Source organism: Clostridium sp. LIBA-8841, from assembly GCF_057782475.1.
Genome location: NZ_CM173488.1, coordinates 568,365 through 583,693 on the forward strand (window position 1 = coordinate 568,365; position 15,329 = coordinate 583,693).

Sequence of the window (15,329 nt, forward strand, 5' to 3'; positions counted from 1 at the left end):
GAGTTAATGTTAGGAAATAATAATAGCAAGATAACAAATAAAATAAGTAGAAGAATTTTAAAGGCTAATAAGATGAGAAATATATTTACAATCTTATCAATAGCCCTAACCACATTATTAATAACTGTCATGATAACAGGAGGAATAACATTCTACAATTCATATAAAACCTTTAATATGATTAGTAATTATGGAGTAGATTCAGATGGGTATATAAATGTTACTGATGAAAGTTTGGATAAGTTAAAGGAGATTGATAGAGTAGACAAAATAGGAGTAGCTCAATTAGCAAGTATGGATACAGCTAAAAATAAAGAATTCTTAAATGAAAATATAATTCTTCAATCAGCTGATAAAAACACTTATGATATGATGGCTATTATTCCTATAGAAGGAAATTATCCTAAGAAAGAAGATGAAGTATTAGTGCCAACTTGGGTATTAGATGTTCTTGATGTAACTAATAAGGTTGGAGAAAAAATAAGTTTAGACTTAGTTATAGGTGGAGAAGTTAAAACTTTTGATTTTAAACTTAGTGGGTATTATGAATCTTTAGTTTCAAGAGGAGCAGGACGCACATCAATATTTGTATCACAGGATTTTATAAATAAATATAGTAAAGACATAGAAAATGTAGATGGAGTTAAGGTTGCTTACGTAAATGTAAAAACTTTAAATGAAAATTCAACTTTTGAGGAAGCTAAAGGTGAGATAGAAAACTTAGTAAATGAAATTGGAGCAACAATGGGAAAGGTCCATCCAAAGTATGAGGATAAAGGAATAGTCTTTGATAGCAATAAAATAGAACAAATTTTAGCTATATCAGTTGGAATATTACTTATGGTTTTTACAGGGTATTTAATAATATACAACATTTTTTATATATCAGTAAGCAAGGATATAAGGTTTTATGGATTATTAAAAACTATTGGAACAACGTCGAAACAATTAAAAAAAATAATCTTAAAACAGGCTTTAAAATTATCAATTATAGGAATCCCTTTAGGTTTAATACTGGGATATTTAATAGCTAGCTTCGTATTACCATTAGCATTGAAAGTAACTACTTTTGGAAATATTGTAGTTATATCAAAGAACCCAATAATATTTTTATTATCAACAATATTTTCACTCCTAACTGTAATAATAAGTTGCAGAAAACCAGGGAAAATAGCAGGAAAAGTTTCACCTATTGAAGCTGTGAGATTCGTCTCATTAGATGATTCTAAATCAAAAAAGAAAAACAAAAGTGGGATGAATGGAGGCAAACTTCATAAGATGGCCTGGAGTAGCATATTAAAAAATAAAAAAAGGGTTACTTTGTCCATAATATCAATATCATTAAGTTCAGTTATAGTAATATTTACAGTAAATGCTACATTAGGAATGGATCCAATTGCACATGCTGAAAATCAGATGGTTTCAGATATTGAAGTAAATAATAATATAGGTCATTTCTGGGGTGAAGAGGAATATAAGCCTATAAATCAAGAGCTTATTAAAAAGATAAGCGATTTAGAGGGAGTAAAAGAAGTTACACCTCTTTATAGTGTAATTGAAGAAGATGACGAAGGTAATACATTTGGGTTTGGTGTTGATATTATTTTAGATGGAAAGTTTAAAGAAGAAATTAATGATTTAATGGAATCAGAAAAAAATTATATGTGGTTAAGTAAAATTGATTTAGCTAAGGACTTAATAAGAACTGAAGTGGTTGGTTTAAAGTCAGAGAACTTAGATAAAGAGTTAGAAGGCTTAGATGTTATAGATGGAAAAATAGATGAGGAAAAATTTAAAACTGGAAACTACCTTATTTACTACACAGATTCAGGAAGACCTATAAATTTAAAAGTAGGTGATATTTTACCTTTAAAATTTAGAGTAAAGGATAAAAATGGGAATAGTAAAGAGATAAAAAAAGAATTTGAAATTATGGCTATTGTTTCAAAGAATAAAAAGGATAAAAGGGTTAATAATTTATTAAATTTAAATATTGAAGAAGAAGCACTAAAAACTATATTTCCTAATCCAGATCAATATATAAAACAATTAAATATAGAATTATATGATGGGGTAGATATTGGGGATATGGATAAAAAAATAACCGATATTCTTGTTAAATCTGAAAATAGAACTTTGGGCTTGCTTTCAAAGAATTATTATATTAAAGGAATAAAGGAAATGAAAGCTATATTTCTTATAATAGGATCAATATTATCCTTAATTTTAGGAATCATAGGAGCTATAAATATAATAAATACAATGTTAACATCAATATTTGCAAGAAAAGTTGAATTTGCAATGCTTGAGTCTGTAGGGATGACTAAAAAGCAATTGAAGAAAATGATACTTTTTGAAGGAATATATTATATTGGGTTAATATCAATACTAATAATACCTTTAGGGTTTATAGTATCCTTTGTTGCACCAATGTTATTACCACCAATAAGTGAAGGGTTTAATTTAGGATTATGCTTAATATCAATATTAGTAGCATTAATTATAATTTCAATATTAATGATAACAGTACCTCTAATTGGATATAATCTTGTAAGTAAAGAAAGTATAGTTGAAAGATTAAGAGATTTAGAATAATTATAAAAAGATAGTGAGATTAAAAGTTAATATCTCACTATCTTTTTATTATGTTTAAATAAAATAAATTTTTATTTGTTAAAGGAATATAAGTAAAAGTGTTTAATATTAGTATTTAAATGGTAAAATATGTATTTGATTATATGATTAAGTTATTATAAAGGAAATTAAATTTAAATGCATGTTATATGAAATATATTTAAAATAAATGGGGGAGATTAGTATGCGTAGAAACAAAATGAAGATGTTAATATTGTTAGTAGCTACGACGGTTTCTGTAAGTAGTATATCTAATGTATTCATGTACGATGTACAGGCTTATGAGAAGGAAATATCAACTTATGTAGATGAGGAAGAATGCACCGTTGTTGATGTTACTATGTTTGGGGCTGATCCAACTGGAAGGACTGATTCTGCCGAAGCTGTTAATAAAGCTATAGAATATGCGAAGGAGATTGATGGACCAAAGAGGATATATTTTCCTAAAGGGGAATACACTCTTTATCCGGAAAATACACCAAAGAGGGAATTATATGTTTCAAATACCGTTGGAACAAATCAAAATTACAAGGACAAGAATATTGGTATCTTAATAGAAGATATGGATGATGTCATAGTTGATGGTGGTGGATCACATTTTAGTTATCATGGATTTCAAACAGCTTTTGCATCAATACGATCAAATAATGTAAGGTTTGAAAATTTTTCTTTTGATTATGTTAACCCTAAAACTGTAGACGTTACCATAGAAGAAATAGGAGTAGAAAATGGAAAAGGTTATAGAATTGTATATATTCCTGAAACCTATGATTATAAGATAGAAAACAATGGCATTAATTGGTTCGGTGAAAAGAGTCCAACTACAGGAAAGTATTATTGGACTGGTAGAAATTCTTTTAATTACTCTCAATATTACAATGCTAATACTGGAGAAACTAGAAGAGGGGGAAATCCATTATTCTCAAATGTAAATAATATTGAACAGTTAGAAGATAATAGAGTAAAGATAACATATAATACTAATGCTGTTTCAGAGGATGCAGGCATAATTTATCAAATGAGAGAAACTATTAGAGATACTCCAGGAGTCTTTATTTGGGAAAGTAAAGATGTAACCATAAGTAATATAGGTGCAAATTATTTACATGGTTTTGGAATTGTTGGACAATTTTCAGAGAATATTACTATAGATAGTGTTGATTTTAAAAGTAGAGATGGTTCAGGTAGAGCTACAGCCGGTTTTGCAGATTTCATACAGATGTCAGGTACTAAGGGAAAAATAAAAATAAATAATAATGACTTTTCTAATCCTCATGATGATCCTATAAATGTCCATGGAACTTATCTTGAAGTAAAAGAAAAGCTAGCTCCAAATAAAGTTAAAGTAAGATATATGCATAATGAGACAGCAGGATTTCCACAATTTTATGTAGGAGATGAGGTGCAATTCTTTACTAAGACAACTATGTTACCGGTAGAAGATTCCATAGCTAAAGTAATAGATGTTGAAGGGCCATCAGGAACAAGTTCAGAAGGAAGTTTAACAGACATAATAGTGACTTTAGATAGAGATATTCCAGATGATGTTCTAGCTGGAAATACCCACGTAGTTGAAAATATAACTTATACACCAGAGGTTGAAATAACTAATAATAGATTCATGGAAACTCCAACTAGAGGTATATTAGTTACAACAAGAAAGCCAGTTTTAATAGAAAATAACTACTTTGATGGAATGGGAATGTCTAGTATATTCATATCAAGTGATGCTCACCAATGGTATGAATCAGGCCCTACAAATGATGTAATAATAAGAAATAATATATTTGATAGATCTTCTGGACCTGTGATTTACTTTGGACCAACAAATCAACAGTTTAATGAAAATAACCCAATTCACAATAATATAGTTATAGAAGATAATATTTTTAATATAAAGGATACCACTGTATTAGATGGTAAAAGTGTAGGAAATTTAACTTTTAAAAATAATACAATAAATAGATATAATACAAATGCTGAAGTGAAAATATCATCTGAAGTTGAGGATTTAAAAGTAGGAGAAGTTACGACTTTAAATGTTGACGCTTTAGGAGAAACCTTTAGATCACCTATGTTTAATTTTTCAGGTTCAAACAATATTAATATTGAAAACAATAAATATGATAATGGATTAAATATGAGGATAAATACTTCAAATATGAGTAATCCAGCTAATAATATTAATATTGTAGGAGATGATTTAAAGATTAATGCTAGTAATCAAAAAGATGGACAGGGTATAGTTCAATACTATAGTAGTGATGAAAATGTTGTTAGGGTAGATGAGAATGGAGAAGTAGTTGCTGTTGGTGAGGGAACGGCAGAGGTTAAAGCTTTTGTTGTATCAGACACAAGGGCATATGAATCCAATAGTATCACATTTAATATTCAAGGAGATAAGACAAAGGAAATAGAGTCGAAAGCATCATTAGAGCTTTCTGATAATTGGTCTATAGTAAGAGAAGATTATAGTAAATGGAGATTATTAGATGAAGATACTATTAGCATAATGACTAGTGGAGGATCACTATGGGCAACAGGTAATTCAGCTAACAATATATTCTTAACAGATGTTTTAGAAGATCAAAATAATTATACATTAACTTGTAAGATGAAAGGTAAAACTCAATCAGGATATGAAGAAGCTGGTATTGTAATTTACAATGATGATGATAACTATGTGGCAATACAGAGAAAGCATAATAATGGTAATCCTACTATCAATGTAGTTACAGAAGATTCGGGTTCACCAAATGAAAGTAGAGTATCAGCTGATATAAATGAAAATGAAATATATTTCAAGTTAGAAAAGAATGATAACATAATAAAAGGTTATTATTCTATAAATGGAGTTGATTGGATTCAAGTTGGTAGTAGCTTAACTAATAATGGAGTTTCAAACAATGCAAAAGTTGGAATTTTAACAGCTAATCCTAATCAATCTCATGAATTTGTATTTAGTGAGTTTAAGGTTAATGATAAAGAAGTTAAGTTTGGAGAAGAAGTAATTCCTAGTGGCCTTGGTTTAGCGACTTTAGATATTAATGGAGCAGGACTTACTACTAATTTCGATACAAATATTGAAAATTATAGTGTAAAAGCTCCATCATCAGTTAATGAAGTTGATTTTAATTTAGAAACTTTAACTAAAGATACTAGTATAGAGGTTCTTTTAGATGAAGAGAGTATAGCAGAAGGAGTAGGGGGATTAAACTTTAAGATTCCTATTTCTGTTGACGAAAGTAAAGATATAAGCATTAAATTAACTTCTATAACTGGAGAAACTAAAATCTATACTGTTCAATTAGAAAAATTTAAGGAAAGTGAATCTAAACTAGATAATATAAGCGTTACTGGTATTGAAGGTATGCCAGAATTTAGTGAAAATAGATATTTCTATACTGCTAATGGTTCTACAACAAGTGATACTATGAATATTTCTGTAGAAGGAAAATCACCAAATAGTAAATTGGTAGTTTTAGTGAATGGAGAAGTTCATGAAAAAGTAGATGGGAATTCATTTAGTGGAGAAATAAATTTAGTTTCTGGTTATAATACAGTGCAAATATATTCTATAGCAGAGGATGGAAAGTCTAAATCTATGTATAGAGTATCTGTTATAAGAAGAGAAAACAATGATGTTTCTCTTTCAACTTTAAAAGTAAATGGGGAAGAAATAAATGGATTTACTCCAGATAATTTAAATTATACTTATTCTGTAGACAGGGATGTTGAAAGTATAAATATAGAGGCGGTTCAGAATAATCCAAAGTCAAAGGTTGAAATCTTTAATGGAAATACTAAATTTGAAGGATCAAAGGTTGATATTTCTTTAGATTTAGGAGTTAACAGCATAATTGTAAAAGTAACATCAGAAGATTATTCAAAAATAAATTACTATAAAATAACTTTAAATAGAAAGTTCGAAGGAAATGCAGCCTTAGAAAGCATTGAAATAGATGGAGATATGAAGTTAAATCCAGAATTCGATGCAGATATAACAAACTATTCAGTTAAATGTCCTGAAGGAGTTAATACTGTTAAGATAAAAGCAAAGGCTATGGAAGATGAGGCGAAAGTATCTATAACATTAGATGGGGAAGAGATACAGTATGGTTCTAACATGGAAGAATCAATTTTCTATATTGAAGAAAATAATACTGTGATTAAGATTACTGTCCAAGCAGAAAATGGAGAGATAAAAGAATATAAAATAAATGTAGGCTTAGAATCAAGCTTGCAAATAGATAAATCACAAATGACTGCAACTGCAAGTAGTGAACATCCTAATGTAGGAACAGAAGGATTAGCTAGCTTTGCTATTGATGATAACTTAAACACTATATGGCATACAAAATATTCACCAAAAGATGAATTGCCACAAGATATTACTTTAAATTTAGGAGGAGAATATTTAGTAGATAAATTTGAATATGTACCAAGACAAAGTGGAGGAGTCAATGGAATTATTACTCAGTATGAACTATATGTAAGCACTGATGGAGATAATTTTAAAAAGGTTTCTGAAGGAACTTGGGCAGAAGATTCAAGTACTAAGATAGTAGAATTAGATGGAGAACTTGCAACTCATATTAAGTTAGTAGCCTTACAAGGGGGAGGAGGCTTTGCTTCAGCAGCTGAGTTAAATGTCTTTGAAAAAGAAGTTACTCCAAATTCTCCAAATAATTTAAGAGAAATAGAAAAACTAGAGGATGCTGTTAAAATAGCTTGGGATAAACCAGAAGATGATTATGGAATAACAGGATATGTCTTATTTAAAGATGGAAAAGTTTTAGATGAAGTAGGTAAGGATGTTTTAGAGTATGAGTTAGATAGCTTGGATAAAAACAAAGTTTATAATATTCAAGTAACATCTAAAAATAGACAAGGAAAACTTTCAGAAAAGGTTAGTTTAGAGGTTTTAATAGAAGAAAAGATAATTGGTGATTTAAATAAGGATGGAGTAGTAGATGTAGGTGATTTAGCTGTAGCATCTAAGTACTACAATCAAGAAAAATCAGAGTATGATATGAATGGTGATAATATAATTGATGATTATGAGATAAATACTATTATTAAAATTATATTTGAAAAATAAGTATAATTAAAGGAATTCCTAAATATTATATTATATATTTAAATGTGTAATATAAATTTAATTAAGTTTAAGGAGTACGGTTCTTATGAAAAATATAATAAGTTATATAAAATTAGGAGTTGTGTCTTTAGGAACTTTATTCACTTGGATATTTGGAGCATGGGATGTTCCACTAATCACTTTAGTAGTATTTATTTTTTTAGATTATCTAACAGGTGTAATTAAAGGGTGTATAAATAAAGAGCTATGTTCAAATATAGGATTAAAAGGAATAGCTAAGAAGGGATCAATACTAATAGTTCTTTTAGTTGCTGTTATGTTAGATAGACTTTTAAGTAATGAAGTTTGGATGTTTAGAACACTGATATGTTATTTTTATATATCAAACGAGGGGATAAGTATATTAGAAAATTGTGCAGCATTAGGAGTGCCTATACCTGAAGTCTTGAGAAATGCTTTGAAACAGTTAAATGATAAGAATGACATTAAATAAACTATTTTTTAAAGGGCTGTATCAAAATGATACAGCCTATTTTATTTTTTAGTTGGAATAATACCTATGCTTTGTAGTCCACTTTTTAGAACTATCTTACGTAAAAATTTGTTGTACATAAAAGGACATTTAAATAGCTTTGAAAATATTTTAAGTCTAATTTTAAAAGTTTTAAATCTATATTTTTTATTAGGATTCTTGCTATGTGAATTTAATATTTCACTTAAGTATTGAGCACTAGTTATAGCAGAGCTTATACCTTCTAAGGAACTTGGACTAATGAATCCAGCAGACTCACCTATTAAAAAGGCATTATCTTTTCCACAACAAAAATCAGAATACTTAGATGGTCTTAAAACTAGACATGCTTCAGTTTTAAGAGGTTGTCCAAATTTAAATCCAAGGTTTTCTAACTTACTTTTTTGTTTTTCAAACCTTTCTCTTGAATTATCTAAAGGATAAGCACCACCAAAAATAAATTGATTATCCTTAGAAATAGACCAGGAACAACAATCAGTATTTTCTTCATCAAATATGCAAGAGTAAAATGGATTTTCATGCTCTTCAGAAAACCATTGTTGAATAGACATATAGGTTCTTATTTTTTTATTTGGGTAAATAGTACGACGTACTAAGGAGTTAGCACCATCAGCTCCAACTAGATATTTAGCTGTTATTACCTTTTCAAATCCATTTTCAAAGAATGTTACTTTATAACCTTCCTCAATCTTTTCAATTTTAGAACAAGCTGAATTACTGTGAATTTCAACATTGTTAGGAATTAATGATTCTAGCCATAAATCAAACTTATGACGGTCAAGATTTAAATAGAATCTCTGATAATGACGAGTCAAGCTGCTATCTAAATCTATAGTTTTAACAGCAAAAATTTGTGGATCAACTAGAATATCCTTAGGCAAAGTCATATCAAACTTTGCAAATACTTCTTGAGCATCAGAGGAAAGTAATCCTCCACAAGGTTTTTGAAATCCTTTCTCAAGAGAGTCTTTTTTATCTATAGCAATAATTTTAAATTCTTTAGAGAGTAATCTTGCTAAGGTAGAACCGGCGGGGCCAAGGCCTATAATAGCAACATCATACATGATATCCATAAAATTTTCCTTCCTTTTTAATCATATATATAATTTAATATTTAAAAAGTATTTTAATTAAGAAAAATACTATTTCAAATAACTTACTTCTTAAATTTACGCCTAGTATACCATCGATTTTGAGAATAATCAACAATTATTTATTGATATTCAATATGTAAAGATTGCTAAAGATTAAAAATATTTATATATTTTATGTTGGCTTTAAAGAAAAGATGTAATGTTAGAGTAATATTTTTAAAAATAAAAAGGGCATGTATCAAAACTTTAAATAATAAAACTTATAAATTAGTTTTGATACAACCCTTTATTTTTTTATTTTCCTGTTAATTTATTTTCAAATTCCTTTAATGAATCATTGCCGTTAACATAAATTCTATCCATGTTAAAATTATGATCTTTTCTATCAGCAAAGTTGCCATTTAAATTAAAGCCTAACTTATATCCAGCCTTTTCAGCTGCTATTCTTGTGCTAGGATTATGTCTACCAAAAGGATAAGCAACGAAATTTACTGGCTTTTCAATAATTTTTTCTAGACTAGTTTTAGAGTTTTTTAAGGTTTCAACTTGTTCAGTTTCATTTAATTTTGATAAATCGTCATGTTTGGATGTGTGACTTTCTATTTGAATTCCATTGTTAGACATTTCTTTTATTTGCTCAGTTGTCATGAAATCAGATCCGCCAACATAGTTTGAGATTACAAACATTGTTGCTGGAAATTTAAATTCTTTTAATATAGGATAAGCGTATTCATAATTTCCTTTATATCCATCATCAAAAGTTATAACAACTGGTTTCTCTGGAATCTCTTTATTATTTCTTAAATAATCATAAAGCTCGTCTAAAGTTATTGGAGTATAGTTATTATCCTTTAAATATTGAAGCTGTTCCTTAAACTTTTCTGGACTTATTAAAAGACCATTGTTATTTGGATTATTTGCAGTTACATCATGATAACACAATATAGGAATATTCATATCCTGCGAAGTAGTTTTTATTCCTTCAAATCTATTTTCAACTTTTGATTCAGTATTTGATTCGATATTTTTAGTGTTATTTACTGTACTCTTAGAATCTTCTTTAGAATCATTTTCTTTTTTAGTTTTAGCTTCAACTTTAACTGAATTTTCTTTTAAATTGTTTTTTGAAAAATTTGTTTTATAAACAACAAATGCAGACACTATAATAACTGCTAAAATTAAAGTAACTATAAATCCTTTGTTCTTAAAATTTTTCATGGTATTTTCTCCTAATCAATTAAATTCTAGACCGTATTTAAATACAAGTTTTATTTTATTCTTAAAATTTTAGCTTAAGTTAATTTATTAAATTTTTCTTTTGTAGTTTTTAAATAAGTCTAACATATTAGATAAAATTTTACAATTTATGATATAAATTGTACTTGAATTATCTTTTTTAGTATTCTCATAATAAATGAAAATAATTAAATTTAAATAACAAATTTATTTTTATATAGTGAAAATAGAGATACAAATTTTATAATAAAGGTGTATCTAAGAAGCAAAATAGATTAAATTTAGATTTTTCAATATACCTAAGGTTGTAGTATTTGACTTGGAAATTTAGTATATTTTTTTGATTATTATAAATTTTTTTTGCCAAATTAATATAGAGAAATTTTATACTAATATTCATTAGGAAAAGAAATATAAAGTACAAGCTATGTTTATTATTTACTAGGAGGCAAATATTATTTAAAAATCAGTTGGTTGATAGAAAAATAAGGTTAAAAAAGTATGTTGACATAAGTTCTTAAGGGGGATATAGTACTTTATAACATAAAGCGCTTTAAGGGAAAATATTTATGGGGAGGTGAGTTATTATTAGAGATTACAGTTAATGTTTAAATCTTTAATAATAGAAAGATGAGTGAAATAATTTCAGGAAGATTCAAAGATAAAGTTATCATTGTTACAGGTGCAGCAGGCGGAATAGGAAAGGCCGTGGCCTTAAGAGCTGCCAAAGAAGGTGCTAAATTAGTTTTAGCAGATAGAAAAGAAGATATGAGTAAAGAAACTTTAGACGAAATAAGAGAAATAACTCCGAATGTTGAATTCATAATATGTGATTTAAGAGAAGGTGAAAATTGTAAGAAGATTGTTGATACAGCTATAAATAGATTTGGAGGCATTGATATACTAGTAAATAATGCAGGAATAACAGGAACGCCTGCACCAGTACATGAGATGACTGAAGAGATGTTTAGAAATGTTATAGATTGTAATATAATTACAGCATTCCATTGTTCTCATTATGGTATTCAAGAGATGATAAAGCAAAATAAAGGTGGGGCTGTTATTAATGTTTCCTCTGTTGCGGGATTAACAGGCTTTCCAGGACATTCAGCTTACGTAACATCTAAACATGGATTAAATGGACTTACTAGAAATATGGCATTAGATTATGCTAAATACGGTATAAGAGTAAATGCAGTTAACCCAGGAACTACAGATACACCAATGTATCATGAGGCTTTAGATTTCTTAAAAAGAAAAAGAGAGGCTGCGGCTAAAGCTGGAGTTAAAGTTGAGGGGGGAATAGTATCAGGAAAAGTTAATTCTCCTCAAAACAGAGTTGCAAAAGCAGAGGAGGTTGCTGATGTAATATTATTTTTAGCTTCACCAGAAGCAAGCAATGTCACTGGAATATTTATGCCAGTTGATGGTGGTTTTACAGCATTTTAATTTAAAAATAATCGCAAATATTTAGGTTTTACAAATAAAAGGGCTATATAAAGATAACTCAGAAAATTATGCTTCAATAGTTAATAAGATTTACTAAGAAGTTAAAAGATTATTATTGAGTTACCATATAGTCCTTTTTATTTTATTATTTATTAGGATTTATTTTTAACGTACTATGCTTCATTGGAAGATAGTGTTTGTTAAATATAATTGGGAATTTTGAGTCTGAATATATAGCCTCATCAATAAGATAAAATTGTGTTTCATTTGGAATAGGATGATTTTTAGTTACAAAGTTACCCGCTGTAGTAAATTTAATAGTGCTTTTTATTTTTGAACACTCTTTGTAACTTTCTTCTTCAACAAATTGCAAAATACTATTTTTATCTGATAAATCTATATTAAATTTTGATATAGCTTCTATGGCTATTATTGTGTAAGTATAAGCTAAGGTTGAATTATCATTTAAATACCATCTATCAACACAAACAGTTGCCACAGATTTATCTCCCAATATTTTCTTATAATAATCTGATGGGGGTTCTATTTTAAAATCTAATTCAACATCATTTGTTTCTAAATCTAAACACTTATAAACAGGATGTCCTATTTTTTCTAAACCCGTCGTATCAGTTTTACTTTCTTTAAGTATGTAATTTCCTTTGCCTCTAATGTTTCTTATTAATCCATCATCTTGAAGTAGGGCTAAAGCTTGTCTAAGTGTGCTTCTACTAACACCTAGGCTTTTAGCAAGTTCTGGTTCAGAAGGAAGTCTACTATTTTCAGGAAAAGTTCCTTCATTAATCATTTTAAAAAGTTTATCATATACCGTAACATATAATAATTCTTTAGGTTTATTTACAGTTAATATCTCCATTTATAATCACCTTCCTAAAAAATAGACAAGTTACAAACAAGTTGTACTAGGATAAAGTGTTATTTATTTAAATTATAAAAGATTTTGCCTTAATAACCAATAAATAATTAAAAAAACTTCTGTAAACGTTTGATAATTTTTAAGATGTGTAGTATTATATAAATATAAAATAGACAACTAATTAGACAAGTTTAAAATTGTTATAAGAAACAAGTAATTAGGAGGAAATATAAATGATTTATTCACAAGGTTCAGAAAAACAATTTCATATAGATGTGGCACCAGGAGAAGTTGGAAGATATGTAATCATGCCAGGAGATCCAAAAAGATGTGCTAAAATAGCAAAATACTTAGACAATGCACAATTAGTAGCAGATAAAAGAGAATATGTTACATATACAGGATATTTAGATGGGGTTAAAGTAAGTGTTACTTCAACAGGTATTGGAGGTCCATCAGCTGCAATCGCATTAGAAGAATTAGTTAAATGTGGAGCAGATACTTTCATTAGAGTAGGAACTTGTGGTGGAATAGATTTAAATGTTAAAGGTGGAGACCTTATAATAGCAACAGGATCTATAAGAGCAGAAGGTACTTCAAGAGAGTATGCTCCAATTGAATTCCCAGCAGTAGCAAACTTAGATGTAATAAATGCATTAGTTAAAGGAGCTAAAGAATTAAAGGTTCCATATCATACTGGAGTAGTTCAATCAAAAGATTCATTTTATGGACAGCATTCACCAGAAACTAAACCTGTAAGCTATGACTTATTAAATAAATGGGAAGCATGGAAAAGATGTGGATGCTTAGGTTCAGAAATGGAAGGAGCAGCATTATTTATAGTAGGAAGTTACTTAAGAGTAAGAGTAGGAGCTGTTTTTCTAACTATAGCTAACCAAGAAAGACAAAAAGAAGGTCTTGATAATCCTCAAGTACATGATACAGAGCTTGCAATCAAAGCTGGAATAGAAGGAATAAGAAACTTAATTAAAGAAGACCAAATGAGAGAAAACGCATAGAATTTTTAAAGAATTATAAGTTTTAAATATTTAATTTTTATGTGATAACTCTTAGCTTCAGTTTTATGAGGCTAGAGTCTTAGAGTTTCTAATTATTAGAATAAAATATAGGTAGTATAAATATAAAATCTTAAAAATCATTATAGGTAACAGAAAGACAAATAGGGGGTCTAAAGATGAGCAAGTATAAAAGAATTTTTACAATAGTAATAGATTCATTAGGAATAGGTGCAATGGATGATTCAAAACAATATGGAGATGTAAATGTAGATACATTAGGTCATATTGCCGAATCAGTAGACACATTTAAAATACCTAATCTTCAAAAAATGGGTATAGGAAACTTACATCCAATAAAACATGTAGCTCCAGTGGCAAATCCATTAGGATACCAAGCTAAAATGGCTGAAGCAAGTGTTGGTAAAGATACAATGACAGGGCACTGGGAAATGATGGGATTGCATATAACTAAGCCATTTAAAACTTTCACAGATACTGGATTCCCTAAGGAATTATTAGATGAATTAAGCGAAAAAACTGGTCATAAAATAGTTGGAAATAAGAGTGCTAGTGGAACTGAAATCCTAGATGAATTAGGAGAACATCAAATAGCAACTGGAGATATGATAGTTTATACATCAGCAGATTCAGTTTTACAAATCTGTGGTCAAGAAGAAACTTTCGGATTAGAAGAATTATATAGATGTTGTGAAATAGCAAGAGAATTAACTCTTAAAGATGAATGGAAAGTTGGAAGAATTATAGCAAGACCTTACTTAGGAACTAAAAAAGGTGAATTTAAGCGTACTAGTAACAGACATGACTATGCTCTTAAACCATACGGAAGAACAGTTCTTAATGAACTAAAGGATAATAACTTTGATGTTATATCAGTTGGTAAAATAAAAGATATATTCGATGGAGAAGGAATAACTGAAGGAAATAAATCTAAGAGTTCAGTTCATGGAATGGAACAAACATTAGAAATAATGGATAGAGATTTCACAGGATTCTGCTTCGTTAACCTAGTTGACTTTGATGCTTTATGGGGACATAGAAGAAATCCTCAAGGTTATGCAGAAGAATTAGAAAAATTCGATGTTAACTTAGGAAAAGTATTAGAAAACTTAAAAGAAGATGATTTATTAATCATAACTGCTGACCATGGTAACGACCCAACATATACAGGAACAGACCATACTCGTGAGTATGTACCATTCTTAGCATATTCACCATCAATGAAAAATCATGGACAATTAGAAACTCCAAAAACATTTGCTACTATTGGAGCAACAATTGCTGATAACTTTGGATTAAAAATGCCAGAAGGAACAATCGGTGAATCAGTTTTAGATAAATTAGTTTAATACTCTTTATAAAAATTTAG

Annotated in this window: 9 protein-coding genes; 6 read left to right on the top strand and 3 right to left on the bottom strand. The window is 28.6% G+C overall.

Going from position 1 to position 15,329, the window contains the following annotated elements; all coding sequences use genetic code 11:
* The first annotated feature begins 6 nt into the window (after nucleotides 1-6).
* From AC2A4K_RS02415 to AC2A4K_RS02425, 3 genes are all read left to right on the top strand, one after another.
* Nucleotides 7-2,595, top strand: a complete 2,589-nt coding sequence (locus tag AC2A4K_RS02415) for an ABC transporter permease (protein WP_322504565.1) — start codon at nucleotides 7-9, stop codon at nucleotides 2,593-2,595.
* A 223-nt stretch (nucleotides 2,596-2,818) separates the two neighbouring features.
* Nucleotides 2,819-7,735, top strand: coding sequence for a cadherin-like beta sandwich domain-containing protein (locus tag AC2A4K_RS02420; RefSeq protein ID WP_322504564.1), 4,917 nt, complete (start codon nucleotides 2,819-2,821; stop codon nucleotides 7,733-7,735).
* Nucleotides 7,736-7,820: 85 nt separating this feature from the next.
* Nucleotides 7,821-8,228, top strand: a complete 408-nt coding sequence (locus tag AC2A4K_RS02425) for a phage holin family protein (RefSeq protein WP_322504563.1) — start codon at nucleotides 7,821-7,823, stop codon at nucleotides 8,226-8,228.
* Between the two features lie 41 nt (nucleotides 8,229-8,269).
* Here AC2A4K_RS02425 and AC2A4K_RS02430 read toward each other — a convergent pair whose 3' ends face one another.
* Both AC2A4K_RS02430 and AC2A4K_RS02435 read right to left on the bottom strand, forming a co-directional pair.
* Nucleotides 8,270-9,340: an FAD-binding protein gene (locus tag AC2A4K_RS02430; RefSeq protein ID WP_322504562.1), complete on the bottom strand. Its 1,071-nt coding sequence runs from the start codon at nucleotides 9,338-9,340 to the stop codon at nucleotides 8,270-8,272.
* Nucleotides 9,341-9,655: 315 nt separating this feature from the next.
* Nucleotides 9,656-10,579: a polysaccharide deacetylase family protein gene (locus tag AC2A4K_RS02435; RefSeq protein WP_322504561.1), complete on the bottom strand. Its 924-nt coding sequence runs from the start codon at nucleotides 10,577-10,579 to the stop codon at nucleotides 9,656-9,658.
* Nucleotides 10,580-11,227: 648 nt separating this feature from the next.
* Between AC2A4K_RS02435 and AC2A4K_RS02440 the strand changes: the two genes are divergently transcribed.
* Nucleotides 11,228-12,046 (top strand): SDR family NAD(P)-dependent oxidoreductase, encoded by an 819-nt coding sequence (locus AC2A4K_RS02440; RefSeq protein ID WP_322504560.1) that lies wholly within the window; start codon nucleotides 11,228-11,230, stop codon nucleotides 12,044-12,046.
* 145 nt (nucleotides 12,047-12,191) lie between these two features.
* Here the strand turns inward: AC2A4K_RS02440 and AC2A4K_RS02445 are convergent, their stop codons facing one another.
* Nucleotides 12,192-12,923 carry a GntR family transcriptional regulator gene (locus AC2A4K_RS02445; protein ID WP_322504559.1) on the bottom strand — a complete coding sequence of 244 codons (732 nt, stop codon included), beginning with the start codon at nucleotides 12,921-12,923 and terminating at the stop codon, nucleotides 12,192-12,194.
* Nucleotides 12,924-13,156: 233 nt separating this feature from the next.
* Here AC2A4K_RS02445 and udp point away from each other — a divergent pair, with 233 nt between their 5' ends.
* Nucleotides 13,157-13,942, top strand: a complete 786-nt coding sequence (gene udp, locus AC2A4K_RS02450) for a uridine phosphorylase (RefSeq protein ID WP_322504558.1) — start codon at nucleotides 13,157-13,159, stop codon at nucleotides 13,940-13,942.
* A gap of 176 nt (nucleotides 13,943-14,118) precedes the next feature.
* Nucleotides 14,119-15,309, top strand: a complete 1,191-nt coding sequence (locus tag AC2A4K_RS02455) for a phosphopentomutase (RefSeq protein ID WP_322504557.1) — start codon at nucleotides 14,119-14,121, stop codon at nucleotides 15,307-15,309.
* Nucleotides 15,310-15,329 lie beyond the last annotated feature (20 nt).